General features: G+C 64.9%; 24 protein-coding genes and 3 pseudogenes. 6 read left to right on the top strand and 21 right to left on the bottom strand.

The genetic code is table 11. From position 1 onward, the window contains the following. Nucleotides 1-223: 223 nt before the first annotated feature. From M5C96_RS04085 to M5C96_RS04075, 3 genes are read right to left on the bottom strand one after another with little or no spacing between them, the layout of a single operon-like run. On the bottom strand, nt 224-1,618 hold the full coding sequence (locus M5C96_RS04085) for a sensor histidine kinase (protein WP_272567347.1): 1,395 nt from the start codon (nt 1,616-1,618) through the stop codon (nt 224-226). Continuing rightward, entirely contained in the window at nt 1,615-2,328 is a 714-nt protein-coding gene (locus M5C96_RS04080) for a response regulator transcription factor (RefSeq protein WP_272567346.1), read from the bottom strand. The genes M5C96_RS04085 and M5C96_RS04080 overlap by 4 nt, the downstream gene beginning before the upstream one ends. A 43-nt stretch (nt 2,329-2,371) precedes the next feature. Continuing rightward, a complete protein-coding gene (locus tag M5C96_RS04075) occupies nt 2,372-3,313 on the bottom strand; it encodes an aspartyl/asparaginyl beta-hydroxylase domain-containing protein (RefSeq protein ID WP_272567345.1) in 942 nt (313 codons plus the stop codon). Between the two features lie 45 nt (nt 3,314-3,358). Between M5C96_RS04075 and M5C96_RS04070 the strand changes: the two genes are divergently transcribed. Beyond that, entirely contained in the window at nt 3,359-4,444 is a 1,086-nt protein-coding gene (locus M5C96_RS04070) for an IS5 family transposase (RefSeq protein WP_272569564.1), read from the top strand. A gap of 184 nt (nt 4,445-4,628) precedes the next feature. Here the strand turns inward: M5C96_RS04070 and M5C96_RS04065 are convergent, their stop codons facing one another. The 3 genes from M5C96_RS04065 to M5C96_RS04055 form a co-directional block, all read right to left on the bottom strand. Then, complete coding sequence (locus tag M5C96_RS04065) at nt 4,629-4,844, bottom strand: hypothetical protein (protein WP_272567342.1); 216 nt, start codon at nt 4,842-4,844, stop codon at nt 4,629-4,631. 29 nt (nt 4,845-4,873) lie between these two features. Further along, entirely contained in the window at nt 4,874-5,623 is a 750-nt protein-coding gene (locus M5C96_RS04060) for a MipA/OmpV family protein (RefSeq protein WP_272567340.1), read from the bottom strand. 383 nt (nt 5,624-6,006) lie between these two features. Further along, nucleotides 6,007-6,972, bottom strand: a complete 966-nt coding sequence (locus M5C96_RS04055) for a YihY/virulence factor BrkB family protein (RefSeq protein WP_272567338.1) — start codon at nt 6,970-6,972, stop codon at nt 6,007-6,009. Nucleotides 6,973-7,345: 373 nt separating this feature from the next. Here M5C96_RS04055 and M5C96_RS04050 point away from each other — a divergent pair, with 373 nt between their 5' ends. Together M5C96_RS04050 and M5C96_RS04045 are read left to right on the top strand one after the other, a co-directional pair. After that, entirely contained in the window at nt 7,346-7,693 is a 348-nt protein-coding gene (locus M5C96_RS04050; protein ID WP_272567337.1) for a kelch repeat-containing protein, read from the top strand. Nucleotides 7,694-7,699: 6 nt separating this feature from the next. Continuing rightward, complete coding sequence (locus tag M5C96_RS04045; RefSeq protein ID WP_272567335.1) at nt 7,700-8,476, top strand: Kelch repeat-containing protein; 777 nt, start codon at nt 7,700-7,702, stop codon at nt 8,474-8,476. Between the two features lie 307 nt (nt 8,477-8,783). On the opposite strand, the gene M5C96_RS04040 is transcribed toward M5C96_RS04045, so the two are convergent. From M5C96_RS04040 to M5C96_RS03970, 15 genes and pseudogenes are all read right to left on the bottom strand, one after another. After that, complete coding sequence (locus M5C96_RS04040) at nt 8,784-9,941, bottom strand: PIN domain-containing protein (protein WP_272567333.1); 1,158 nt, start codon at nt 9,939-9,941, stop codon at nt 8,784-8,786. Nucleotides 9,942-10,030: 89 nt separating this feature from the next. Next, entirely contained in the window at nt 10,031-11,425 is a 1,395-nt protein-coding gene (locus M5C96_RS04035; protein WP_272567332.1) for a hypothetical protein, read from the bottom strand. A gap of 39 nt (nt 11,426-11,464) precedes the next feature. Beyond that, a pseudogene (locus tag M5C96_RS04030) lies at nt 11,465-12,325 on the bottom strand (IS5 family transposase); the annotation flags it as partial. 48 nt (nt 12,326-12,373) lie between these two features. After that, nucleotides 12,374-12,619 carry a hypothetical protein gene (locus M5C96_RS04025; RefSeq protein WP_272563685.1) on the bottom strand — a complete coding sequence of 82 codons (246 nt, stop codon included), beginning with the start codon at nt 12,617-12,619 and terminating at the stop codon, nt 12,374-12,376. Nucleotides 12,620-12,625: 6 nt separating this feature from the next. Continuing rightward, complete coding sequence (locus M5C96_RS04020; protein WP_272563684.1) at nt 12,626-13,207, bottom strand: plasmid pRiA4b ORF-3 family protein; 582 nt, start codon at nt 13,205-13,207, stop codon at nt 12,626-12,628. 2 nt (nt 13,208-13,209) lie between these two features. Further along, nucleotides 13,210-14,775, bottom strand: a complete 1,566-nt coding sequence (gene tnpC / locus M5C96_RS04015; protein ID WP_272564826.1) for an IS66 family transposase — start codon at nt 14,773-14,775, stop codon at nt 13,210-13,212. 77 nt (nt 14,776-14,852) lie between these two features. Next, nucleotides 14,853-15,200 (bottom strand): IS66 family insertion sequence element accessory protein TnpB, encoded by a 348-nt coding sequence (gene tnpB, locus M5C96_RS04010; protein WP_272563683.1) that lies wholly within the window; start codon nt 15,198-15,200, stop codon nt 14,853-14,855. Further along, nucleotides 15,197-15,598, bottom strand: a complete 402-nt coding sequence (gene tnpA, locus M5C96_RS04005; RefSeq protein ID WP_272563682.1) for an IS66-like element accessory protein TnpA — start codon at nt 15,596-15,598, stop codon at nt 15,197-15,199. The genes tnpB and tnpA overlap by 4 nt, the downstream gene beginning before the upstream one ends. Nucleotides 15,599-15,669: 71 nt before the next feature. After that, nucleotides 15,670-15,801 carry a hypothetical protein gene (locus M5C96_RS04000; RefSeq protein WP_272567330.1) on the bottom strand — a complete coding sequence of 44 codons (132 nt, stop codon included), beginning with the start codon at nt 15,799-15,801 and terminating at the stop codon, nt 15,670-15,672. Between the two features lie 4 nt (nt 15,802-15,805). Next, nucleotides 15,806-17,305, bottom strand: a complete 1,500-nt coding sequence (locus tag M5C96_RS03995) for a restriction endonuclease (protein WP_272567329.1) — start codon at nt 17,303-17,305, stop codon at nt 15,806-15,808. A 593-nt stretch (nt 17,306-17,898) separates the two neighbouring features. Beyond that, nucleotides 17,899-18,750 (bottom strand): annotated as a pseudogene (locus M5C96_RS03990) (IS5 family transposase); the annotation flags it as partial. Then, nucleotides 18,747-19,841, bottom strand: a complete 1,095-nt coding sequence (locus M5C96_RS03985) for an IS630 family transposase (protein ID WP_272563777.1) — start codon at nt 19,839-19,841, stop codon at nt 18,747-18,749. The pseudogene M5C96_RS03990 and the gene M5C96_RS03985, both read right to left, overlap by 4 nt. 67 nt (nt 19,842-19,908) lie before the next feature. Next, a pseudogene (locus M5C96_RS03980) lies at nt 19,909-20,010 on the bottom strand (IS5/IS1182 family transposase); the annotation flags it as partial. Between the two features lie 440 nt (nt 20,011-20,450). Beyond that, nucleotides 20,451-21,545 carry a redox-regulated ATPase YchF gene (ychF, locus tag M5C96_RS03975; protein WP_272567328.1) on the bottom strand — a complete coding sequence of 365 codons (1,095 nt, stop codon included), beginning with the start codon at nt 21,543-21,545 and terminating at the stop codon, nt 20,451-20,453. A 101-nt stretch (nt 21,546-21,646) separates the two neighbouring features. Further along, nucleotides 21,647-22,519: an MOSC domain-containing protein gene (locus M5C96_RS03970; protein WP_272567326.1), complete on the bottom strand. Its 873-nt coding sequence runs from the start codon at nt 22,517-22,519 to the stop codon at nt 21,647-21,649. 96 nt (nt 22,520-22,615) lie between these two features. On the opposite strand from M5C96_RS03970, the gene M5C96_RS03965 reads away from it, so the two are divergent. From M5C96_RS03965 to M5C96_RS03955, 3 genes are all read left to right on the top strand, one after another. After that, the gene (locus tag M5C96_RS03965; RefSeq protein WP_272567324.1) at nt 22,616-23,746 is read left to right on the top strand and encodes an FAD-dependent monooxygenase; all 1,131 of its coding nucleotides are present in this window, start codon (nt 22,616-22,618) and stop codon (nt 23,744-23,746) included. A gap of 87 nt (nt 23,747-23,833) precedes the next feature. Next, on the top strand, nt 23,834-24,553 hold the full coding sequence (locus M5C96_RS03960) for a DsbC family protein (RefSeq protein WP_272567323.1): 720 nt from the start codon (nt 23,834-23,836) through the stop codon (nt 24,551-24,553). 112 nt (nt 24,554-24,665) lie between these two features. Next, a complete protein-coding gene (locus M5C96_RS03955; RefSeq protein ID WP_272567322.1) occupies nt 24,666-26,456 on the top strand; it encodes a M61 family metallopeptidase in 1,791 nt (596 codons plus the stop codon). Nucleotides 26,457-26,502: the final 46 nt, after the last annotated feature.

The raw sequence follows: 26,502 nt of genomic DNA, 5'->3' as shown, positions 1-26,502 counted from the left end.
CATTTGCTATTAATTCAATAGCAATATGCCCTAGTGGAATATGCGCTGGCGGCCTTTTTGCTCCCAATTCCTTTGAACGCCCTGGACCGCAGTCCCCTTGCGCCCGGCATGCGCCAGCACCGCGGTCCGTCCATGCGGGCAGGCAGGCTTTCTCGCCCGCCGTCCCTTGAGACACCCGCCGGTGGGGATGGAGGCACCCGCCGGTGAGGCCCCTGAAAGTCCCCTACCCCGGCCTGACCGGCCCCGGCTCGAAGTGGAGGATGGCCGAGGTGCCCACCGAGACCGACGACTCCAGCACCAGCCGCCAGCCGAACCGCTCGCAGATGCGCTGGGTCAGGAACAGGCCCATGCCTGCGCCCCCGGAGCGCTTGCGCGATTGCTTCAACGACTCGGTGAATCGGTGGGCGGACTGCGCCGTGTCGAAGCCGCACCCGGTGTCGCGGATGCACAGCGTGGCGCCGGTGATCGAAACATGGATCTCGCCCTCGTGCGTGTGCTCGGCGGCGTTGCGCAACAAGTTCCCCGCTGCGATGCGCACCATGGATTCGGGCGCCATCAAGGTGGTTGGCTCCAGCGCATCGAGCACATAGCGCACGGGCTTTCCGGACAGCAGATAGGCGTGGTCGCGCACCAGGTCGGGAACCAGCGCGTGCAGTAACGTGACCTGCCGGCGCTCTTCGGGGCTGGGCTCGCGCGACAGGTACAGCAGCGCCTCCATGATCTGGGTCAGGTTCTCCACCGCCTCGTCGATGCGGTGCAGGGGCCGCTGGGCGCGTTCGGGCAAGGCCTGCTGGTGCAGCACATCAGCCGCCCCGGAGATGATGGCCAGCGGCGTGCGGAATTCATGGCTGGCTTGGTCGAGCAGGCTGCGCTCGCGCTCCACCGCCAGCTCCACCCGCTCGAGGTGCGCGTTGGCCTCTTGCGCAATCACGTTGAGCTCGCTCTTGCGGTAGCGCACCGGCAGGCGCTGCGAGGGTTTCAGCGGATCGAGCTCGCGCATGCGCCGCGCCAGGTCCTGCACGGGCCGGGTCAGGCTCAGTTGAAGCCACCAGATCACCGCACCGATCATCAGGAGGTTGAACAGCATGAACAGCACGCTGAGCTGGACGCTGCGGTTCTGCTCGTCCTCCAGTTCGGTCAGATCGATGGACATGATCAGCCGGCCCTGCGGCACGGCCGTGACCATGACCGTGTAGCTGCGGGCGCGGTCCACCGCATCGCCTGCGCTGGCGAATGGCGCCTTGCGGGGCGTGAGAATCGAAACCGCGACTGCGAACGTCGAAGGATCGGCGATCTGTTCGATCTGGCCTTCGGTGTAGTACCCCGGGGCCAGCGCGGCGAAGAACGCCGGCATGCCGGGCGCTGCCGTGGCGCCGCTTGGCAGCAGCCAGCCCTTGACCGTGCCCTGGGTCGGCAGCGTGTCGCTCAGATCGGGCCGAGACGACTGCAGGACGCTGCGCGTGCCCGACTCCAGCAGGTGGTGCCAGATGGGGTGCTCGACCAGGCCCTGGCTCAGCTTGCACTGCACCAGCAGCGCCAGGGCGAGCATGGCGCCGAACATCAGCAAGGTGGCGTTGATCAGCCACTGCAGGCTCTGCACGCGCCATGGCCACTTCACGCCGAAGCCCCGCCCAGCCGGTAGCCGGCCCCGGTGACGGTGTGCAGCAGCCGGGCTTCGCCGGGCTGGTCGATCTCGCGCCGCAGCAGGTGCATCCTGGATCGCAGCAGGTCTGCGTCGGGAACGTCCTGGCCCCAGATCAGGCGCTCCAGCCGGTCGCGGCGCACAGTGCCCGGCGATTCGCGCATCAGCAGCTCCAGGATGTTTCGGGACGTGCCCGACAGCGCGACGGTGCGCGTGCCCCGCGTCACTTCCAGCGTGTCCAGGTGGTAGGCCAGATCGCCCACGCGCAAGGTGCGCCCGGCCGCCGCCCGGGCCTGGGCACGGCTGATCATCACCCGCAGGCGGATCTCCAGCTCGGGCAGGGCCACCGGCTTGACCAGGTAGTCGTCCGCCCCGTTCTCGAAGCCCAGCAGCTTGCCTTCCAGCTGGTCCTTGGCGGTGAGCATGATGATGGGGGTCACGCAGGCATGCTCCTGCCGCAGCTTGCACAGAACGCTCATGCCGTCCATCCGGGGCAGCATCCAATCCAGGACGATCGCGTCGTACCGGTTGCGGATGGCCAGATCCAGGCCCGAGTTGCCATCAGGCGCCGCATCCGGCACGTGCCCGCAGGCCTCCAGGTAGTCGAAGATGTTCGCGGCCAGCGCGCGGTTGTCCTCGATGATGAGGACTTGCAGGGGGACGGGATGGGCGAGGCTGGCGTTCACTGGACAGGCAGTTTCACAGCAAGGGGATGGAAGGCCGCGGCGGTCAGTCACGCCGGCAGAAGCCCTGCACAGACACCAGGGCGCCGGCGGCGATGCCGAAGACCGCACCCAGCAAAGCCAGGTTGATGCCCCACTTGAGGGCATTGTAGAGAGGGCGATTGCGCTCGCGCAGCTGCTTTCCCCGGGCGCGCACGGGGGCGAGCGCGGCGAACAAGGCACTGGCGAGGCCGCGCCGGTCGCGGGCATCGTTGGGCGTCTGGACCGCGCGGGCCAGCAGCGAATACGCCGCATTGAAAACGCGCCTGGGCAGCGCCATCGGCCTGCGCACGTCGCACATCAGGATGAGCCTCGGCGCGTCGGTGTCGTTGGTCACGAAGTGCAGGTAGGTCTCGTCGAACACGAAGGCCTCGCCATCGCGCCAGGCCCGCTCGATGCCATCGACGTTGATGAAACACTGCGCCGCATTGGGCGTTGCGAGCCCCAGGTGGTATCGCAGCGAGCAGCCCAGCGGATCGGCGTGGGGCGTGAGCCCCGAGCGCGGGGGCAACACGGCGAACATGGCCGCCCGGATGTCGGGAAACCGCGAGAGGATCTCCAGGGTTCGGGGGCAACTGGCGCTCGCCGACGGATAGGTGTAGCCATACCAGTGCAGGTAATAGCGGCTCCAGCCGTATTTGTAGAAGGTGCGAAAGCCCACATCGAACGACGCGGGCGAGCCCTGGCGCCGCGCCTCGTCGAATCCCCCGTGCGCCTGCATGACCAGGGCTTCATCGCGCAGGGTTTCCCAGTGCTGCGCCAACTGCGCAAGCGGGGCGCAGCGATCGACCGGCACGAACGGGCCACGGGCCCAGCGCCGGGTGAAGAGATACAGCACGGCATTGGGCAGCGCGAACACCGGCCAGCTCTTGCGCCAATACTGCTGCAGGCTGGCGTACCGCGCCCGGCCCCGGAACCGGTACACATAGGGGAACCTCTCAAAACCCATCCGGTCCCTTGTTGATCGAGAATGCGTGCTCCATCCTTTGCCATGATCACTCCCCGTAGCGCCCTGAAGTTCGACCTGTTCGCTGAGGCCTCGCGCCAACACAAGAGAGATGAGGTGGGCGATCCGCTGCAGGTGATCGCGCGGCACATCGACTTCGCAGAACTGGCCCGGCTGGTGGATGCCTTGATCGAACGCGGGGGTGGCCGCCGGGGCGGTCGGCCCGCCTACCCCACCGAGGTGATGGTGCGCATCCTGGTGTTGAAGCGGCTGTACAACCTGTCCGATGAGCAGATGGAGTATCAGTTGCTGGACCGGGGGAGCTACCAGCGGTTTTGCCTGTTGCAGGATGCGATGAACGTGCCGGACCGCAACACGATCTGGCGCTTTGGCGAGCGCCTTGGCGTGGGCGGGGCAACGGCCTTGTTCCAGGGGGTGGATGCCCAACTGCAGCGCCACGGCTACATCGCCCGGGGCGGGCAAGCCATTGATGCCACGCTGGTGCCCGCGCCCCGACAGCACATCGGCCAGCAGGAGCGGCGAACGCTGGCACAAGGCGGGCAGCCGGACTGGAGCCAAGCGCGACGCAGGCAAAAGGATGTGGAGGCCACGCACACGAAGAAGCACGGCAAAAGCCACTTCGGCTACAAGCTCAGCGTGAGCGTGGACCTCAAGCACGGCTTCATCCGCCGCCTCGCCACGGGCACGGCCAGCGAGCACGACGGGCACCACTTCGATGAGGTGCTGGACATGCACAACACCGGGCGGGCAGTGCATGCGGACAAAGCCTACCCGAGCCGCCAAAGGTGCCAGATGCTGAAAGTGCTGGGATTCGTGGATGCGATGCAGCGCCGTGCGCAGGCGGGCCGACCACAGAGCGAATGCCAGAAGGGGCGCAACCAGCGCATCGCAAAGAAACGAGCCAAGGTGGAGCACGTGTTCGCCGGTATCCGCCACCTGGGGGGCAAGTTCGTGCGCACCATCGGACAGGCGCGCGCCACGGTGGGGATGACGATGATGGCCGCCTGCTACAACATGAAGCGACTGGCCTGGTTCCTGCATCGGGGCGTGGATGCTTTCTTCAAGCCCGCCACTGGCAAGGCACAAGTGCGCCTGCAAACGGTGAAAGCCTGAGCCACCGGGCCTGCAAGGCCCCTCATGCACCCAGGCGCAGACCGTTGCTGGGCCTCATCACGCTCAAACGGCTACTGGCGCCCACTCCTCCCTATTCGGATTCGTCAAACATGGGGTTGTGAGAGGCTCCCATAGGCCATGGCCACCAACCAGGCCCCGGCAAGGCCCGCCAGCACGGCGGCGATCACAGCGCCGCTCCGGTTGCGCCATCGGCGCTGGCTGCTACCCCTGTCAGCGGCAGCGGGTCCGGTGCCTGCTCGCCACGGCCCGCCGTGCGCAGGCTGCCGTGGCCGTACACGGACATGTAGGCCTTGGCCAGCAGCCAGCTCCCGGCCGGGGAGGCCGGCCTGATCGCATTCGCGGCGCCGCCCACGGTCGCGCCCGCCCCCACGGAAGGCACCGATGCCTGTCGTTCCGGACCGCCGCGCATCAGAAGCTCCTGGACAGGCCGAACATCACCGACCCTTCGCCGTTCGTGCCGGCCTTCAGGAGCGGGCTGTTCGTGATCTTCTTGGGCAGCACCTTGTATTGCAGCGCCGTCATGAACTGCCAGTGCTGGCCGATCGGGTGCACGTAGGTCAGGCCCAGCTTGGGGATCGTCGCCGCACCGGGCTTGTAATCGACCACGCCCCGCGCCACTTCTTCGTTCAAGGTGCCGTAGTAGTAGTTGGCCATGTCCTTGGACAGATGACTCACGCTGATGCTGGGGGTGAGGCGCCCCCGGCCGAGCTGGAAGCCGTAGCCGTACCTGGCACTCAGCTCGAACCCTTCGCTCGCGCCCGTGACGTCGGCCTTGGCGGACAACTCGAACTCGCCGGCCGCGCCGCGCCAGGACGCGGCCACGCCCAGGTCCAGGCCGTTATCCCGGTCTTCCAGCAGGCTGCGGTTGATGCCGTTGCGCGCCAGCTCCTGCACGCCGAAGTCCTTGGCCGAGATGCCGTCGGTGCGCAGCGAGGCGATGGCATCCAGGCTGAAGCCCTTGCTGTGCATCAGATGCGCGCCGGCGGTCAGCCCGCGAAAGTAAAACCGTTCGCCTTCATAGCGGATCAGCGGCAACGCGGTGGTCTTGGTGCCTTCGCCGGCATAGGGGCTGTCCTTGACCATGAGCCCCAGGCCCAGGCCCCAGCGCGGGGACGAGGGCGACTCGGATTGCGATGCGGTCTGCGCCGTGGCAAGCATGGGCAGGGTGAGGAGGCAGGCCAGGACGGAGCAAGAGGTGTTCATAAGCGCCAGAAGTGCTGAAGGGTTCCAAAGATGTGCCGCGCACCGGGAACGAGAGGCCGGCACCGACCGGAATCGTTCGCCCGGGTGGGCAGCCATCGCAGCGTACGGATGGCATGTCGCAAGAATGTCGCGGCACTGCGCGGTGCCACGCTCATGCGGGCCCGGCCACGGCGGCCGGGCGCACTTCGGCGCTCAAGGGAAGGATGGACGATGCGGCACAGCGGCTCCGATGCACAGTGCCCGCGAAGAACGGTCAGCGGTCAGGGGCCAAGGCGCCGCACGGGTCCGGGCCGGGATGGACCTGCGGGAAGCAGGCATCGGCGCGAAGCCCGCGCCAGTCACCCCTGGCTTTGCGGCGATGGAGGAGAGCCGGTCGCCGGGACCGCTTGCGGCTCGGATTCAGGGGGTTCGGCCAGCGCTTCGGGCGATGCTTCCAGCGGCTCGACACCGTCGCGCAGCACCCCGTTGACCTCCGCGCCGAAGATCAACGTGGTGGCGCTGATGTACAGGAACACCAGCGTGGCCACCACGCCCGCGAAACTGCCGTAGACCAGCGCGAGCTTGCCGGCGCTGCGCAGCGTGTACGACAGGGTGGCGGCCGCCCCCACCCACATCGCCGCGCCCACGATGGCGCCCGGCACCACGGTGCGCAGCCGCTGCCGCAGGTCCGGCAGCCAGCCGTAGAGCAGCGCGTACAGCACCGTCAGCACCAAAAACGCCGAGCCGTAGCGCACGCTGTTGCGCAGCCAGGGCGTCTCCTGGCCCACGCCCACGTTGCGCTCCAGCAGTTGCCACACGTAGGGCATGACGATCACCGAACTGAACGCCGCGAAAATGCCGCCGCCCACCACCACCGTGAACACCGCCACCTTGATGCGCGCCTTCCAGAACGGCAGGCCGCGCTCGATGCCGTACGAGCGGTTGAGCGCCGTGCGCACCGCCTGCATGCCCGACGACGCCGTCCACAGCGTGACCAGAAAGCCGATCGCCAGCAGCGCCTGGTTGCGCTGCGCCAACACCTGCTGGATCACCGGCTGCATCGCATCGCGCACCACCGGCGGCGCGTATTCCAGCACGCGCTGGGCCAGCGCCGCCGCATCCCCCGGCTCGCCCACATAGGCCGCCGTGGCCGACAGCAGGATCAGCAGCGGGAACATCGCCAGCACCGAGGAGAACGCCATGCTCCCGGCCTGGTTGGCGCTCTGGTGGAGGATGTAGTTGCGGACCGCCAGGGCGATGACGGGCAACCCCGGAACGGACCAGGCGATTTGCCGCACGCGGTGCAGGATGGTCTTCGGTGCCATGCGTTTGTCCAACTCTGCATCCTTCTTCGTTCCGCCGATCGACCGGCGCTCATGTGAAACCAACCCATCGACACGCGAAGCGCCAGGAGAACCTGCGGCGCGGGGACGCACCCGCTGACTGTCGCCCAAGCCACGCAGGCCCTCTGTAGGACTCGAAGAACATCCTAAGCCCGCCCAAGGGGGCCCGCCGGACCAAGATGCCAACGCCGCTGGCTGCAGCGCGCAAGCTCTTGGACAGCCTGCACAGGTTACAGATGCATCCAGTAGTGACCGATCCAATATTCCGAACAGCGGAAAGATAGACTGCGCGCGGTCGTTTCCGGAGAAGTCCGGACGACCGGGTTCATTTCAATCAATACAACGGAGGAATTTCATGAAACTATTTCTGTGGGGCCTGGGAATGGCCCTGGCGCTGATCGCCCCCGGGGCGCAGGCGCATGGGAGCGCAGTAGCAGAAGCATTAGCAGCAGACGGCCGCTGGACCCGGCTGGTCACCACGGGCGAGGGGCCGTCCGTGCGCTCGACGCCCGCCGTGGCGCCGGTCCTCGGGTCCATCTACCTGTTCGGCGGGGTCAAGGACGATTTCGCCAGCGGCGAGAACACGTTCTACGACGACCTGTACCGCTTCGACCCCCGCCTGGCCCGGTGGACGCCGCTGTCGCCCTCCGGCGCCAAGCCGCCGGCCCGGGCCTTCGCCGCGAGTGCCGCCGTGCCGGCGTAGCACTGGATGCTGGTGTTCGGCGGCGCCAACTACAGCGCCGACCTTTCCTCGCTCACGTTCTTCGACGACCTGTGGGCCTACAGCGCCCTGCTGAACCGCTGGACGCAGTTGCAACCTGGCAATCCGGGGCCTTCGGCCCGATCGCGCCCCGCCCTGTGGGTGGATGGCGAGAAGGTCTATGTGTTCGGCGGCATCCAGACCGACTTCCACACCTTGAACGACCTGTGGGCCTTCGACCTGCGCACCAACCTGTGGACCCAGATCATCGCCAACGGAGACGCTAACTCGCCGACCTCGCGCCATGAGGCGGCGGTGGCCGGGCGTGCATGGGACGGGCAATTGACGCTGTACGGCGGGCAATTCAGCGACAGCGACGGCTTCGTCTCGTTGAACGACACCTGGCGTTTCGACCTCGCCACCCGCCAGTGGCAGAACATCACGCCCGCCGAAGCCGACAATGTCGATGCGCCCCGCCACCAGGGATCGACCGTGCAGATCGGCCACGCGCTGCTGATGGCCGGGGGCGACCTGCCGGGCGGCAGTTCCGGCTGCGGCGCCGCGTTCCCGCAGAACGCCACGTCCGAACTGTGGCGCTTCAACCTGCACGACCGCACATGGCGCCTGCTGGCCCCGGGCGGTGATGCCTTCCCGGCGATCAAACGCACCAACGCGGCCGCCGTGGGCGGCGTGATGTATGTGTTCTCGGGCTTTGGCTTCTCGTGCCAGAACGATGAGGGCGGACAGGTGTGGAACCCTGACGTCTACGCGTTCCGGCCCCGCTGACCGGGGGCGCCCGGGGGCTGCGTCAGGCAGCCTTCGGGCGCGGGTCTGGGCGGGCAGGCATGAACAGGATTCGATGGGTAGTAGTCTTTGGTCTAACGCTTGAGCCCTCTGGTCGGCTCCAGAAATACATCGGATAAACGTGAGCACCGACGAACAGGCGGGCGCTGTAATCGACTAGAAGGTGCATTGGCTTGGTCAACTTGAAGGTCGACTATGCAGCGGTTGCTGCCGGTCCGCCTGATCACCCTGAGGGAAAGTCTCAGCCAAAGCGGAAATTCGTTCGAAACGGCCGGCGGCTCAAAAAGGACTATTCGTCTTCCGGAGGGCCGTAGTCCAGCTCGACCTCGAACCCACTTAGGGAGTAGCGGCCGTCAGCGATCTCGATGTCGGTGTCCCAGTCGCTCGGTTCAGTTTGCAGATGCACGTCGGAGCAGGTCAGGAAGACCTCGACATCGACCTCTTCTTCAGAGCTGAACTCTTGAGATCCGAGGCTGAGTTCCTCTTTATCGATGGAGTCCCATGCAAAGAATTCGCAGGACACCTCTACACTCGCCTTGACGCGCACCGTCAATTCGACGATCCATGTGATGGGCTCGCCTTTCACAGACCAGACGCTTGTGTCTCCGTCGATGCTGTACTCGACGACATTGGCATCGTAGGCCTCCGCCTCAACCCGGTACGACGAACCTGTGTAAACCTCCGAAGCGTCCCAGTTCGCGTTGGCAATGTGTTGGCTTAGCGAGTGCGCGAGAGCAATACCCAATGGCGAACCGCCATCCTTGACCGCTGCTGCGATCTTCGTCTTGATGGATTCAGCGTATTCGTTGGTCGCAGCGAAGAGCGCTGTCAGTTCGTCGATCGAATTTGCGCAGTAGAGCGTTCCTGACTCGGCTGCGTATTGCTTCCACCCCTTGTCGTCCGACGCGATGATCCCTATGGTGTTATTGTCCTTGGCGTACTGCTCCAGCTGCCACAGGCACATGGCGTCCGGGAACTCTGACTTCTTCTTTTCGCTTAGGCCGAATGGGGGCTTCTGGGCGAAGTAGTCAGCGAACAGACTTCCCACCGCGTCCACTCCCGCCGTGGGCAGAACGGCGCCTCGGCACTGGGCCGTGTAGTCATGAACCTGCTGAGTGAACCGCTGAGTGGCTGCGCTAATGGCGTTAAGCCGTTCAACAGACTCCCGGACCTCCGAGACGTCAATTGTTGTCAGCCGGTGCAGTTCATCAGCCGCACCTGCCAGAACCTTGTGCGCCTTGTGTACTGATTCCATCCGATGCTTAACGATCTCGCTGACCACGATCTCCGGCAACTGCAGTCCGATCGACTCAGGTAGTTGATTGGGTAGCTGATGTAGTGCGCCTTGCGCGAAGTTGTAGCCAGCGGCCTGGATGAGATTGGTGTCGATCGAGAAGAAGGTGACGTCTTCCCAGGCCTGGGCGGCAGTCGGTAGATTCTTGGGCATACCGCATTCTCACCCGCCGATGCCCCTTACGGCCCTCGCGGCGTCGCTGGAGCTCCAAGAGCCCAGATACGGCTTTGGAACTGCACGGGTCAAGGCTCTACGATTCCCAGTTCCTGAAGCCAGTTCACCCACACCAACACCCCACTGCCATATCGCCGCAGGGAGGCCTCGGAGACGCCCATCTGGAATCGCGTCTCGAAGGCTTGTCCAACATGCACACCGCTAACCTCAGAGTTTCGGCGCTTCAGCTCGACGGCGACGCGGACCGTCGGCTGTGCGAGCACCTTCAGTGCGAGCCACCTTTCTTCCAAGCCCTTCCTTGGCCGGTCAAGCAGCGCTGGGTCCACAGTAGAGGTCACGAGACGAAGCGCGTTGAGTGCGTACAGCGCATTTCGATCTGAAGGTTCTCTGATGTAGTTTGGCTCCCGCAGCCGCCTCACCACGTCAAGCACGCGCGGCGGCGGAGCTTCACCCAAAAAGAGCCTTCTCCCGGTACGCCGCCGGCGTTCGGCCTGGAACTCATTTAGGTCAGCTGGCGGGCCCTGGTCCACTCGATGGGTTACCAGATCTCCACTGTCAACGGTCAAGATACCCAGTGATTGAAACCAGAGCACCATACGTCTGGAGACCGCCGCGATTGTGGCGGGCGCGTACTCCTCCGTGGAGAACTCCGTGGACCAAAGACCTATTAGTGTGGCCAGCGGCAGTTGACGAAATCCTTTGCCATGCGCGTCAACTGCTCGACGAAGTAGCGCGTGAGAGCCGAAGAATCGAAACGCGGCCGCCAAGGATTCCTGAATGTCAGTATGCAGCAGCCGCAGGCGCTCGTTCTTCCTGTCATAGGAGCACACGCCTAACATGACCAAGTCGCGAGCCACGTTGTCGATCGTGCCGCCCTGAAGCGACAACTTGTTTGCCAGCTTCGGGACCGCAGACAGTGTTGAACAAGTTTCGATCACCAGCTTCGCTGTGCTCGGAGCCGATACCGGGACGTACCGCGCGGGAATGGCTGGCGCCTGCTTGTAGAGAACGAAGTCTCTGAAAATGTCCCAGTACAAGACAAGCTTGCCAGAGCTTCGGACAACTAGGCGCCGGTGGATGAGCGAATCAACTGTCTGGTCGCCGAACTGGTCGACCATCTTGAAGTGATCAGCCGGTGAGTCGCCTGCGATGCGTTCCAGACAAGCGATCTGCCTATGGTCGAGGTCTAAGAAGTCCTTCTTAAACAGCGCCTCCACATCGAGCGCTCGATCAAGGAGTTCACGCTGCGCAGCAGGTTTCAATCGCAGCACCTGGAATACGTGTACGCATAGCTTTTTCAGTAGCCAGGGATACCCCTGGCAATGCTCACCGAGCAGCCGCCGTAGTCCGTGCTCGATCGGAGTATGGAGTTCCGTGGAGAGACGGTTAAGGAGCTTGGAAATGTCACTCTTGGAAAACAGCGGCAGTTCGAATTCACGACGTCGATCGGCGCTGTTGCACAAATCGAATTGCAGACGGCATGACCCTAACCCCAGACGGACCTATGCCACAGCAGTCACCGACACGGTGTGAGGACGGCCGATCTGACTGAACCGATTGAGCAAGGCCACGCGGACATGCAGCTCCACAACCTGGCGGTCGAACGTGCGCGCGATCACCCGTTCGCCCAGTCGCTTGAAGCAGTGCATCTTCGTCTCCACAAGGCTGCGCCGGTGGTAGCCGCTCCACTTCTTCCAAATGCCGCGACCCAGGCGCTGGCACGCCCGAATGGCCTCATTACGATGCGCCGAGCCCGGACTCGACTTCTTCCAATGGCTGGCGTTCTTGCGGGGCGGGATCACCGCCATCGCGTGCCGCTCGGCAATGGCGTCCAGGCAGGCGCGCGTGTCGTAGGCGCCATCGGCACTGACGCTTTCGATGGATTCGTCAGTGGGAATCTGAGCCAGCAACCCGGGCAACATCGGCGCATCCCCAATGGCGTTGCTGGTCACCTCGATGGCGCGTATTTCCAGCGTCTGCGCGTCGATGCCCAGATGGACCTTGCGCCATTCGCGCCGGTATTCAGCACCATGCTTCTTGCGTTTTCACTCTCCTTCGCCCAGGAACTTGATGCCGGTGCTGTCCACCAGCAACTGCAGCGGCGAGTTGGTTCGCTGGTAGCTCAGTTCGACCTGCAAGGTCTTTTGGCGCCGGCAAACAGTGCTGAAGTCAGGTACCGGCCAGTCCAGCTTTGCCAGCCGCAGCAGGCTCTGCACCATGCCCAGCGCCTGTCGCAAGGGCTGGCCGAACAGGCACTTGATGCTCAGGCAGAACTGGATTGCTGCGTCCGAGAAGGTTCGGCTGCGTCCACGCCTGCCGGTCGGCGTGCCAAACCACTGCATGCCCTCATCTAGCCACATCGTCGTAAGCGCCGTCTCAGCCCCCCTCTTGACGCGGGATCGACGGAAGAACTACAGCAGGTCGCTCTCGCCGTCGTTGACCTCGTCAACGAACGTGTCGTTTGACCAAGCCAGGCCGATGGCCTTGTTCAAGCGTTTGAGCAGGACGTTGAGGCTCTCACCGTCGCGACGCACGAGCATGGCCAGGCAGTTGCTGCCATCGGCGGCCGTGGCGACGCACTCGTGCGGTGGCAGCGCACCGATCGTGATGTCGCCGCCGTCCTCGATCAGGGCCTTGATGTAGTTCGTCCGAGACATCGTCGCTCAGACCTTGATCGCGGCGAGCCGGTCGTTGATCTCGATGCTGTCGAAGGCCAACGGGTCCCAGGTATCGGCACCGATCCATTCGACCAGGTTGTCGTGCTCGGGATCGTCAGGGTTCGCCATGGCCCGCACGAACTCCGCATAGCCCGGTGCGCCTCCGCAATCCTCCGGCGGCGTTGCACAGGCACCGCCGGCACAGAACGGGAGCACGAACTGCGGCATCGGTGCGATCTTCTTCTCGACCTTGATGCGGTGGTCCCAGTAGTCCCCGAAGTCGTAGACGTAGCTCAGCGTCGACCGGTTCAGGGCAGTGGTCAGTCGCGTGCTTTCGCTGGTGATCGAGCCAGGCTCGTCGTGCATCGGGTCTGGCGTGCCATAGCGCTCGCCGTCGCCAGCGATGAACTCGTGCAGATGCGAGTGGCCCCAGCCGAAGGCAGCCTGGACCACAAGATGCAGCTTGGCCAGGGTGATCGTCTCTGGCACCAGGACGCGGCGCCAGACCTTGGGCTTGGTGCCGCGCAATTCAATGTGCAGTTGCAGGATCGCCGCTGGTGCCTTGATCCGTTGGACCTTGCTCGCCATGCTCAAGCTGCTTGTCGTTGGTCTTCGGCGTGTCGGCCGATGTTCCACGGCAGCAACTCGTCGATGCGATTGATCGGATGGTCCGCAATGCGCCCGAGCACATCGCGCAGGTAAGCCTCGGGGTCGAGCCCGTTCAGCTTGGCCGTCTCCACCAGGCTGTAGATGGCCGCGGCGCGCTCGCCCCCAGCGTCCGAGCCCATGAACATGAAGTTCTTGCGGCCCAGGCTCACGCCGCGCAGCGCGCGCTCGGCGGCGTTGTTGTCGATCTCGATGCGACCGTCGTCACGGTAGCGCGTCAACGACCGGAGCCGTGTGAGCGTGTAGCCGATGGCGCGTGCGAGTTCCGACTTGGCACACACCTGCCCGAGCATCCCTCGCAACCAGGCGAACAGTTCCTCGAGCAACGGCCCGGCTCGCGCCTGCCGCTCCCGGCAGCGCTCATCCGGTGGGCGGCCGCGGATGTCGGATTCGATCGCATACAGCGCACCGATGCGCCGAAGGGCCTGTTCTGCAACCGAGCCCTGCGCCCGCCCCTGGCTCTCGTGCAGATCCCAGAATGGTCTGCGCGCATGCGCCCAGCACGAAGCCTCGATGACGTTGCCGTTTGCATAGAGCTTGGCGAAGCCGGCATACGCATCGGCCTGCAACACGCCCTTGAAGTTCTTCAGGTGCGCCTGAGGATGTTCACCCTTGCGGTCGGGCGAGTAACGCAACCACGCCGCGGGCGCGTCTGCACTCGCAGATGACCGATCGTCACGCACGTAGACCCAGAGCCGCCCGGTCTTGGTCTTGCCCCGCCCGGGCGAGAGCACCGCCACTGGCGTGTCGTCGGCGTGGAGCTTGGAGCCCGCCAGCACGTAGCGCCCGAGCGCTGCGACCAGTGGGTGCAAGAGCTTCTCGCTCTGGCCGACCCAGCCAGCCATCGTGGAGCGCTCGATCAGGACGCCCTCGCGTGCGTAGATCCGGCTCTGGCGGTACAGCGGTTGGTGGTCGCAATACTTGGCGACCAGCACGTGGGCCAGCAGCCCGGGGCCGGCCACGCCGCGTGCGATGGGCCGGCTGGGCGCTGGCGCCTGGAAGATCGATTCGCACGCCATGCAGGCGAGCTTGGGGCGCACGTGGCGGATCACCTTGAAGCGCGAGGGCACGTACTCCAGTTGTTCCGAGACGTCCTGGCCGATCTGCCGCAGCCGACCACCACATGCGCTGCAGCCGCAGGCCTGGCCGGCGGCATCGCGCCGCGCATCCGATGTCTCGGGCCGGTACACATGGTTCTCCCGCGGCAGGTGTGTGGGCAGGCTGCGGTCGAAGCCTTCGCTGTTGGCCGCTTGCGCCTTCGGTGTCTTGCCGACCGGTGCGAGTTCATGCAGCGGCAGACCTTCGATCAATGCGATCTGCGGATCGTCCAACTGCTCGCTGGAGGCGCCGAAGCGGGCGCGGACCTGGCGCAGCAACTGCACCTTGAGCTTGTCGACGAGCAGTTTGAGCAGGGCGACTTCCGCGTCACGGGCCTGCACGACACGCAGCAGCGAGTCGACGGTGTGGGGTGCGTTGGCGGTGTTCGGCACGCCATCTACTATGCCATCGGACCTACCCGGAATCGACCGCGACCAGCGCGTTCAGAAGACGAATTCTTGAGCCCAGTTCAAGCTGCGAGCGCAGGCTGATCTGTGCGCATCGGCATGCGCCAGTCGATGCCTTCGAGCAGCATCGAGAGCTGTGCCGGCGTGAGCGAGACCTTGCCGCCTTGCGCCTGCGGCCAGACGAATCGGCCGCGCTCCAGGCGCTTGGCCAGCAGAAGCAATCCCTGGCCATCGAACCACAGCACCTTGAGCATGTCGCCGCGCCGGCCGCGGAAGACGAAGACGTGACCGCAGAAGGGGTTGGCCGCCAGCGCCGTCTGCACCATCGCAGACAGGCCGTTGAAGCCCTTCCTCATGTCGGTGTGGCCGGCAACGATCCAGACGCGGGTGCTCGTGGGAAGGCCGATCACGCCAGCGCCTTGAGCGTCTGCAGGACATGGCGCACGCTGGCTTCGTCGACTGCACCGCGCAATCGCACCCTCGCCCCGCCGACATCGATCTCGATGGTCCCGCCAGGCTGACGAGGCGCCGCCGCCGTGGGTGAAGGGCATGGCGCAACCGGAGCAGCTTCGATGGTGACGGGCAGCAACATCGGCGAGGGCTGCGGCGGCGCTGGCGTCTGGGGCTGCTCTTGCGTGCTCAGGTGCATCCGGCGCCATGCGAACAGCAGGTTCGAGTTGATGCCGGCCTGCAGCGCGACGGCGGCCACTGACGCGCCGGGCACCAGGCTTCGTGCGACCAGCTCGCGCTTGAACATCGGGCTGTGCTCGCGCCGACGGCGCTTGCTCGGGGTGTCTTGATCGTTCATTGATGTGCATTAGCGGTTCTTCATGCACACCATCGCAGCGTACATGGACCACCGAGCCTGCACATCAGCCCTCAGCAAAAACAGAGGGTACTGAGAAGACGCTTACACATCGTCAACGAGCCTCGCGCTTTCAGCGCCGCGTTGTACGCCTTCCAGTTCGTCGTGCGGTACTTGCTCCGCTGCCTGTTCTTCGTCTCTGTCACGCAGTCAGTCTACGGGCATCAGCATCGCGATTTGTGCAACAAAGCCACGTCGATCGGAAAACGAGTGCCAAACGTGATAGGCCGGGTGATCCGTAGGGATCGAGCCGTCGGTCTTCCAGGAGAAGCCCAAAACGATTGACTCGTCTGCGGACTCCACCGCAGCGCACAGCATCCGAATCTGATTAAACAGCTCGGCTAGCTCTTGCTTGGTGGTTATCTCTTCAAACTGGTCAAAGAACAGGACGATGACCTTGTTCTTTTCTTTCAATTCATCAAGAACCGCGCGCATCGAAAGATCTGCGAATGGCTGACCAGCTGAGGTTACGCGACACGGCTTTCCAGCTCCGGTGACAAAGCCGCTCGCGACGGCCGCGTCAATGCATCGCTTCAATGCAAGTTCGGGATACCGAGGGGAGATTGCGGTGCGGCAATCGACTGCATAGAGAAAAAGCCTGTCCTTGTTTTTTCCCTGCTGACAAACCGATCGGAGCTTCACCAAGAACGAGCTTTTGCCCCACCCCGATGGTGCCTTGATGGCCAGAAGGCGCGCCCCCGATTCACCAGTTCGGACATCGTCAAAGTAACGGACGATGTCCTTCAACAGCTCGTCTCGCCCTACGAAGTCTTCCGCTCTTGCTGGTCGGTAGTCAGACCAATCATCAGCAACCGGTACAGACGCAATACTATCCAGTTCTTGACGGAGTGATGCATCAGCCACGGTGCCAACAGCGACGCCTTCCTCGCCTCCCGCAACCCACTCTAAGGTCTTCAAGTTCGAGTCTCTGGACGCCAACTGCTGGAGCAGGGCAGCGTTCTTTACAGGTGAGCCATCTGTTGCATCAAAGGCTAGCACCGTGTCGGCCACGCCCGACTTGGGGCCGATTGCGGTCACCGCCCAATACTCGCCGATGTCTGTAATGCAGAGCGTATGGCTGCCCAAGACGACGTGCGACGACGGCAATTGAAGTTTCTGCACCGGAACTATCTGACCAGTTGAAACCAATAGGTCAATAAGCGGCTGTGGTTCCCAGATTCGAAGTCGCTCGCGCTGCTCGGGAGGCCGCTGGCGATGCTGCTCAACCAGACCCAAAGCCTCCTTTCCTAGAGGACCCGTCGTGACCAGCCAACCCGCTTTGTACTCATCGCTAAAGGCAAGATTTCCCATCAGCTTTGTCAGGACGTCAGCGCTTAGCGTCTTGTCTCTGTAAGCCTTGCATTCGACTAACACTCGAGTTCCGGTCTGCTTGTCCTGTGCAACTACATCGAGTTCGCAGCCGGTCACTTTGACTGTCGTTCGCACATGCTCGTACTGGAGAGCAATCAGTACTCGCTTAACGAGAGACTCCAGGAGTGAACCCCGCGCAGTGCTGGAATCACCCTCTTTGACTGTTACCTCGATCTGCAGATCTGCCAAGTTATTCCCCTCTCTAGCGATCGTTGCTACCTGATCGCGCAATTCAATCCCATGGATACAGCCGTCAACCGCCTGGATAGGAACGGCCATCGAAAGCGTTTTGCAGCGCCGACTGGATTCATGCTAACTGCTGGCATTACTTGCCGCAGCGCAAGTTGTCGACGAATGGCAGTGCACCGGCCAGAAGGTCTCGAGGGGTCGGATCTCGCTGGTCATGACTGGCTTGTGGACGAGATATACGCCTGACCCCGAACGATAGGCCATAGCTAATGCACGGCAGCCATAGGCGCTGCCGACAAGACCGGCCGCTTTGACCGCAGAAAGCTGCCGGACATCGGCTGGGATGCGAACGGCTGCGACCAGCCTGAAGCGGCTCATGCATTTCTCCACACATCACGCTGTAGGCTTGGCCGCGCTCAATCCTTGAGGCTCACCCCCAAATTGCTCAGCTTTTTTGCATACGAGTCCCTGCGTCTTCCTGCCTTTGCGGCGGCTTCGGAGGCGGCTTGGACTGCCTTGGGGCCCTTAGCCGCAGCCGCTTTGATCAATGCGAACTTGTGAGCGGCATCGGCCTCGGCCCGCTTGAAAGTGGCGATGAGTGCAGCATGGGCAACGGATGGATTCACAGGGGCGCTGTTGCACAAATCGAATTGCAGACGGCATGACCCCAACCCCAGACGGACCTATGCCACAGCAGTCACCGACACGGTGTGAGGACGGCCGATCTGACTGAACCGATTGAGCAAGGCCACGCGGACATGCAGCTCCACAACCTGGCGGTCGAACGTGCGCGCGATCACCCGTTCGCCCAGTCGCTTGAAGCAGTGCATCTTCGTCTCCACAAGGCTGCGCCGGTGGTAGCCGCTCCACTTCTTCCAAATGCCGCGACCCAGGCGCTGGCACGCCCGAATGGCCTCATTACGATGCGCCGAGCCCGGACTCGACTTCTTCCAATGGCTGGCGTTCTTGCGGGGCGGGATCACCGCCATCGCGTGCCGCTCGGCAATGGCGTCCAGGCAGGCGCGCGTGTCGTAGGCGCCATCGGCACTGACGCTTTCGATGGATTCGTCAGTGGGAATCTGAGCCAGCAACCCGGGCAACATCGGCGCATCCCCAATGGCGTTGCTGGTCACCTCGATGGCGCGTATTTCCAGCGTCTGCGCGTCGATGCCCAGATGGACCTTGCGCCATTCGCGCCGGTATTCAGCACCATGCTTCTTGCGTTTCCACTCTCCTTCGCCCAGGAACTTGATGCCGGTGCTGTCCACCAGCAACTGCAGCGGCGAGTTGGTTCGCTGGTAGCTCAGTTCGACCTGCAAGGTCTTTTGGCGCCGGCAAACAGTGCTGAAGTCAGGTACCGGCCAGTCCAGCTTTGCCAGCCGCAGCAGGCTCTGCACCATGCCCAGCGCCTGTCGCAAGGGCTGGCCGAACAGGCACTTGATGCTCAGGCAGAACTGGATTGCTGCGTCCGAGAAGGTTCGGCTGCGTCCACGCCTGCCGGTCGGCGTGCCAAACCACTGCATGCCCTCATCTAGTGTCCTGTCCCGTTAATTCGCCCGCATAGTCTGGCGAGTTTTTCGAGGATGGAGTCTGCTGTAGCTGTCCAAGTAAACGGCTGGCAGGACTGGTTGTAATTCGCGATGAATGTGTCGATCTTGTTGATCAGATCCTTCACGCTGGTGAACGAGCCACGGCGGATTGCCCGCGTGGTGATGATCGAGAAGAAGCGCTCGACCTGATTGAGCCAGCTTGAATAGGTCGGAACGAAGTGCATGTGCCAGCGAGGCCGCTCGGCCAACCAAGCGCGCACCTTTGGATGCTTGTGGCTGGCGTAGTTATCAGCTATGCAGTGCACATCCAGTTCGTCGGGCACTGCCTTGTCGATGGCGCGCAGGAAGGCAAGGAACTCTTGATGACGATGCCGGGGCCGGCACTGCGCGATCACTTGGCCATTCATCACGTTCAGGGCCGCGAACAAGGTGGTGGTGCCGTGGCGCACGTAGTCGTGCGTGACACCTTCGACATAGCCAAACCCCATTGGCAGCATCGGCTGCGTACGCTCCAAAGCTTGGCATTGGCTCTTCTCGTCCACGCACAGCACCAGCGCGTTGTCAGGTGGGTTCAGGTACAGCCCCACAACGTCGCGCAGCTTCTCGATGAACAGCGGATCGGTCGACAGCTTGAAGCTGTCGGCCCGGTGCGGCTTGAGGTTGAAGGTCTGCAGATAGCGCGCCACCGTGCTCTTGCTGATGCCCGTATCGGCGGCCAGCGTGCGGGTGCTCCAGTGGGTACCCCCATCAGCAGGCTTGGTGTGCAACGTCTTGGTAATCAACTCAGCAACACGCTCGTCATCTACCGTGCGGGGGCGACCCGGGCGCAACTCGTCGTAAAGCCCTGCAATGCGATGGCGCGCATAGCGCCCGCGCCACTTGGTGACAGTGCTACGACTGATCCCCAGAGCCTGCGCAACCGCGGTGCTGGCTTTATCTGTGCCTTCGCAAGTCAGCACGATGCGCGCCCTGAGCGACAACGCCGCTGGCAGCGAACGTGATCGCGCCATGGACGTCAGTTCCGCGCGCTCCACTTCACTAAGCGCAATTTCTGTTCGGGTCGTTGCATTGGGCATGGCGGCACCTCAAGGATGGCCCGAAACCATGCAGCTATCGTGCCTGCGAATTAACGGGACAGGACACTAGCCACATCGTCAACGAGCCTCGCGCTTTCAGCGCCGCGTTGTACGCCTTCCAGTTCGTCGTGCGGTACTTGCTCCGCTGCCTGTTCTTCGTCTCTGTCACGCAGTCAGTCTACGGGCATCAGCATCGCGATTTGTGCAACAAAGCCGTTGCACAGCACATCATTAGCCATCCCACCCAAAATCGCAGATCGTGTTTTCACACCACGTCAATGGGAACCAATCGCTTTGGGTCTAAAACTGCCTGCCAATGGGAGATGAGTCAAAGTCCGAAATTGGCCTGAACTGCCGTTCAGCCGAAAGAGAGCATGCCGGCCGATAGATGTCTGATGCGAGAAGCTTATCGCGAGCGTTCAGGTCAACGGACTGGCCGAACTCCACCACTGCAATATGCATCTGCGGCAAAGCTCTGTCCAAGAAGCGCTATTTCGCTCTTGTTGAAATCTAGGAATCGAGAGCGCCACTAGACAGGCCTGCATTTTTCCGAGCGCTGGCCGACGCCCGCAAACGTCGGCCAAGCTTGAAAAACCGACGCGTGCCGGTTTAAACGTTGAACAGGAAGTTCATCACGTCGCCATCCTTGACGACGTATTCCTTGCCTTCCGCGCGCATCTTGCCCGCGTCCTTGGCGCCCTGCTCGCCCTTGAAGGCGATGAAATCCTCGAAGGCGATGGTCTGCGCACGGATGAAGCCGCGCTCGAAGTCGCCGTGGATCACGCCTGCGGCCTGGGGCGCGGTGTCGCCCACGTGGATGGTCCAGGCGCGCACTTCCTTCACGCCCGCCGTGAAGTAGGTCTGCAGGCCCAGCAAGTTGAAGCCGGCGCGGATCAGGCGGTTCAGGCCGGGTTCGGCCTGGCCCATCTCGGCCAGGAACATGTCGCGGTCCTCGTCGCTCATCTCGGACATTTCCGCTTCCATCTTGGCGCAGATGGCCACGACGGGCGCGTTCTGGGCGGCGGCGTATTCCTTGAGGCGCTCCAGCAACGGGTTGTTCTCGAAGCCGTCTTCGCTCACATTGCCAACGAACATGGCGGGCTTGGCGGTGATCAGGCAAAAAGGCTTGAGCAGCGGGGCGTCTTCCTTGCTCAAGGGCACGGTGCGCGCGGGCTTGCCCTGGTCGAGCGCGGCCTGGATGGGCGTGAGGAGGGACACCAGCTTGGCGGCTTCCTTGTCGTTGCCCGACTTGGCGGCCTTGCTGTAGCGGTTGAGCGCCTTTTCCACCGTGGCGAGGTCGGCCAGGCACAGCTCGGTCTGGATGACTTCGATGTCGGAGATCGGGTCCACGCGGCCGGCCACATGGATGACGTTGTCGTCCTCGAAGCAGCGCACCACGTTCACGATGGCGTCGGTCTCGCGGATGTGCGCGAGGAACTGGTTGCCCAGGCCTTCGCCCTGGCTGGCGCCGGCCACGAGGCCCGCGATGTCCACGAACTCGACGATGGCCGGAACGATGCGCTCGGGCGTGATGATGCCGGCGAGTTGCTGCAGGCGGGGATCGGGCACTTCCACCACGCCCGTGTTGGGCTCGATGGTGCAGAACGGATAGTTCTCGGCGGCGATGCCGGCCTTGGTCAGCGCGTTGAAGAGGGTGGACTTGCCCACATTGGGCAGGCCCACGATGCCGCATTTCAGGCTCATGGCAGGGCTTTCAGGTGTTCGGGAGACAAATCCGCGATTTTACGGGGTGGGCCCGGGGCCCTGGCGGCCGGGCGGATCCCGGCCCTTTTCGAACGGGCGATTCAGTCGAAGCGCAGATCGGCCGCGACGGGCTGGCCCACGCGCAGCATGCGGCCCGCGCCTTCGCGCACGATGGCGTTCATGCCGAAGGTGACGGCGCCGCCCAGCCGGCGGTCGTGGCGGTAGGTGCGCATCATGTCGCTCACCTCGGGGCTGCTGGCGGCGGTGGCCGGGTCGATGTCCGGGATGGGGCAGCGCGCGCAGGGCTTGGTGGGCTGCAGGTGCACTTCCTCGCCCTCCCCGGTGCCGATGTAGAGCCGGTCGATGCGGTCCTCGTCGTGCGCGTGCAGTCCATCGACCACGATGTTGGGGCGAAAGCGCTCCATGCCCACGGCCGCGTGGCCGGCGGCCCGCAGCCGCTCGTTCAGCCCGTCCAGCGACGCCTGGCTGGCCAGCAGCAGCGGGAAGCCGTCGGAAAAGAGGTTGGGCACCTCCAGGCCGTCGGTCCACTTCGGGCTGGACAGCCGGCGGTGCTCGGGGTCGAACCGCACCATGCGGCAGGGCTGGCCCAGGAAGTCGGTGAACCACTGGGCGGCCAGCGGGCCCATGTCCCAGGCGGGCACCGTGTCGTCCCACAGTTGCACGGTGGCGGGGCCTTCCACCTGGTCGATCGCCACGTGCAGCGCCAGCATGCCGGGGGCGCGCAGCACCATTTCGTGCACCTTGAGCTGGGGCCGGACCAGGGCCATGCGCGGCAGCGTGCGCTGGGTGAGGAAGTGGCCGGCCGCGTCCACGACCATCCAGGCGCGGTCCAGGTCCAGCCCGGTGTCGGTGAGCAGCGCCTGGCGCACTTCGATGCCGGCGCAGGATTTGACGGGGTGGACGAACAGGCGCGCGATGGTGCCGGCAAGGTCGTGGTCGGGGCGGAAAGTCACGGGGAAAAAGCTCCAGGGGCGCGGGCGCGAAAACCATCGGTGAAAGCGGGATTGTGCCCGCCCGTGCCGCCTTGGCCGGCTCCTACAATGCCCGGCATGGCCCAAACCTTTGATGTATGTATCCGTGGCGCTGGCGTCGTGGGCCGCACCCTGGCCCTGCTGCTGGCCCGCGAACGGCTCCGCGTGGCCCTGGTCGGCACGCCCGCCCCCCCGGCGGCCGATGTGCGCGCCTATGCCTTGAACGCCGCCTCGCGCGGGCTGCTCGAATCGGTGCGCGGATGGCCCGATGCCGCCCACGCCACCGCGGTGCGGCAGATGCAGGTGCATGGCGACCAGGGCGGCGAGGTGACGTTCGATGCCGAACGCCAGGGCACCGAAGCGCTGGCCTGGATCGTGGACGTGCCCGCGCTGGAGGCCCGCCTGGCCGATGCCCTGCGGTTCCAGCCCCAGGCCGAATGGGTGGACGCCCCGGTGCCCGCCGCGCTCACCGTGGTGTGCGAGGGCCGCGCCAGCCGCACGCGCGAGGAATTCGGCGTGGACTTCGCCACCATGCCGTATGGGCAGCACGCGGTCGCCACCCGGCTGCAGTGCGAACGGCCCCACGGCCAGGTGGCGCGGCAGTGGTTCCTGCCCGACGGCATCCTGGCCTTTTTGCCGCTGGACGGCGCCGCGGGGAACTCCGTCGCGGTCGTCTGGTCAGTCTCGCAGGACCGGGCGCAGCGCCTGGTGGCCCTGGACCCCACCGAATTCGAGCAGCAGATCCAGCAAGCCAGCCAGAACACGCTGGGCACCCTGCAGTTGAGCGCGGACCGCACGGCCTGGCCGCTGCAGCAGGCCCGCGCGGACCGCTGGTGCGGCCCCATGGCGGCGCCGGGCCAACCGGGCGCCGCGCGCAGCTGGGTGCTGGCAGGCGATGCGGCGCACAACGTGCATCCGCTGGCCGGCCAGGGCCTGAACCTGGGGCTGGGCGATGCGCAGGCGCTGGCCCGCGTGCTGAACGGGCGCGATTACTGGCGCGGCGTGGGCGATCTGCGGCTGCTGCGCCAGTACGAGCGCGAACGCAAGGCGGCCCTGCTGCCGATGGGCTGGACGATGGACGGGCTGCAGCAGCTTTTCTCGCGCAGCGAAGGGCCTTTGACGGCGCTGCGCAACTGGGGCATGAAGGGCTTCGAGCGCAGCGGCCCGCTCAAGGATTGGGTGACGCGCCAGGCCATGGGCCTGCGTTGACGGGATGGACCGAAGGGCCGCAAGGCGGGCCGCTGGCGACCGCCGCGGCGCATTGATGAACAACGAGTTGAAGAACGAAAGAATCGCATGAAACTGATCACCTCCCTGCTGGCCGGCGCCGCGCTCACCCTGTCCCTCGGCGCGTTCGCCCAGGAAACGGTCATCCGCAAGGCCCTGTCCGACCGCATTCCGCAGCTGGAGAAGATCGACGAGGTGCGCAGCACGCCCATGCAGGGCCTGTACGAGGTGCGCATCGGCACCGACCTGTTCTACACCGATGCCAAGGGCAACTACCTGATCCAGGGCGAGCTGATCGACACCAAGGCCCGCCGCAACCTGACCGAAGACCGCATCAACAAGCTCACCGCGGTGGACTTCGACGCGCTGCCGTTCAAGGATGCTTTCACCATCGTGCGCGGCAACGGCAAGCGCAAGATCGCGGTGTTCGAGGACCCCAACTGCGGCTACTGCAAGCGCTTCGAGAAGGACCTGCAGAACGTGGACAACGTCACCGTGTACATGTTCCTGTACCCCATCCTGAGCCCCGATTCGGCCGAGAAGTCCCGCAACATCTGGTGCGCCAAGGACCGCGTGGTGGCCTGGCAGGACCAGATGGTGCGCGACAAGCCGGCGCCCGCCGCCAGCTGCGACACCGCGGCCGTGCAGCGCAACCTGGCCTTCGGCAAGAAGCACAAGATCACCGGCACGCCGACGATCATCTTCGCCGACGGCTCCCGCGTGCCGGGCGCGATCAACGCGCAGGAAGTCGAAAAGCGCATGGCCGACGCCGGCGGCTCCGGCAATTGAGCCCCGGCGTGCGCGGCGGCCACCGCGGCGCACGCTCCTGACCGCCGGGCGGCGCGGACCACTTCCCTGCGCCGGCCCGGGCCTTCCCCGACCCTTCAGCGCCGCACGCACCATGTCCGTCCTTCGCCACGCCCACCCCGCCGTCCACTACCGTGTCGAGCCCGCGCAACTGCACGCCCACCTGTTCAGCGTGACGCTGACAGTCGCCAGGCCCGCGGCCCAGCAGGCGCTGTCGCTGCCGGTCTGGATTCCCGGCAGCTACCTGGTGCGCGAATTCGCCAAGAACCTGCAGAACCTGCGCGCGCAGCAGGATGGCAAGGACGTGCCCCTCGCCCAGTTGGACAAGTGCCGCTGGGAGGTGCAGTGCCGCAACGACCACCCGCTGGTGCTGACGTATGAAGTCTGCGCCTACGACACCTCGGTGCGCACCGCCTTTCTGGATGCCACGCGCGGTTTCTTCAACGGCACCAGCCTGTGCCTGCGCGTGCACGGCCAGGAGGCCCCGCGACACGACCTCGAAATCGTGAGCACGCCCGCCGTGGCGCGCTGGTCCGTCGCCACCGGGCTCGCCGCCGAGAAGACCACGCGCGCGGGCTTCGGCACCTACCGCGCCGAGCACTACGACGAACTGGTGGACTGCCCCGTGGAGATGGGCCCGTTCTGGAGCATCCGATTCACGGCCTGTGGCGTGCCGCACCGGCTGGTGATCGCGGGCGCCGCGCCTTCATTCGACGGCAACCGCATCGTGGCCGACGTGCGCCGCATCTGCGAGGCCGGCATCCGCTTCTGGCACGGCAGCGGCAAGCCGCCCTACCAGAACTACCTGTTCCTGCTGAACGTGGTGGACGACGGCTACGGGGGCCTGGAGCACCGCAACTCCACCGCCCTGATCTGCGGGCGGCGCGACCTGCCGCGCATCGGCCAGGCACGCGCGCCCGAGGGCTACAACACGCTGCTCGGGCTGGTGAGCCACGAGCACTTCCACACCTGGAACGTCAAGCGCCTGCGCCCGGCGGAGTTCGCGCAGTACGACTACACGCAGGAGAACTACACGCGACTGCTGTGGTTCTTCGAGGGCTTCACGAGCTACTACGACGACCTGCTGCTGCGCCGTGCGGGCCTGATCGACAACGCCACCTACCTGCGCCTGCTCGCCAAGACCGTCAACCAGGTGCTGCAGACGCCCGGCCGCAAGGTGCAGTCGGTGGCGCAGGCCAGCTTCGAAGCCTGGGTCAAGTACTACCGCCAGGACGAGAACACGCCCAACAGCACGGTGAGCTACTACACCAAGGGCTCGCTGGTGGCGCTGTGCCTGGACCTCGCGCTGCGCCGCGAAGGCCAGGCCACGCTGGACGACGTGATGCGCGCCCTGTGGGAGCGCTGCGCCGCCGGCCCCATGTCCGAAGCCGACCTGCTCGACGCGATCCAGGCGCTGGCGGGCCGCTCGTTCGCCACCGAGATCGCGCAGTGGGTGCACGGCACCGACGACCTGCCCCTGGCCGAGCTGCTGGCGGCCAACGGCGTGACGCTGCAGGGCGAGCCGGCGCAGCTGGCCCAGCGCCTGGGCGTGCGGGTGGCGGAGGGCCAGGGCCTGCAGATCAAGGTGGTGCTGCGCGGCGGCCTGGCCGAGCAGGCGGGCTTCGCGGCCGGCGACGAATGGCTGGGGATCGAGGTGCAGGGCGAGGCCTGGCGCGTGCAGCGGCTGGACGACGTGCCGCTCTACGCCGGCGTGGAACCCCGCGTGACGGCGCTGGTGGCGCGGGACCGGCGGCTGCTCGAGCTGCCGCTGGAACTGCCCTCGACGGCCCATGCGGGCGCCGAGGCCGAGGTCGACACCATCGGCCTGTCGGTGGCCGACGCGGCCCTGGCCAACCGGTGGCTGGACGGCGGCGCGGGCCAATAGAGAAAGCTTGCAGAGGCTTTCCGGAGCCCCTTGGGTATAGTCTGCC

It is taken from the genome of Acidovorax sp. GBBC 1281 (assembly GCF_028473645.1).
GTDB lineage: Bacteria > Pseudomonadota > Gammaproteobacteria > Burkholderiales > Burkholderiaceae_C > Paracidovorax.
Note: the sequence above shows the minus strand (reverse complement) of the source record. Positions and strands in the feature narration are given on the sequence as shown.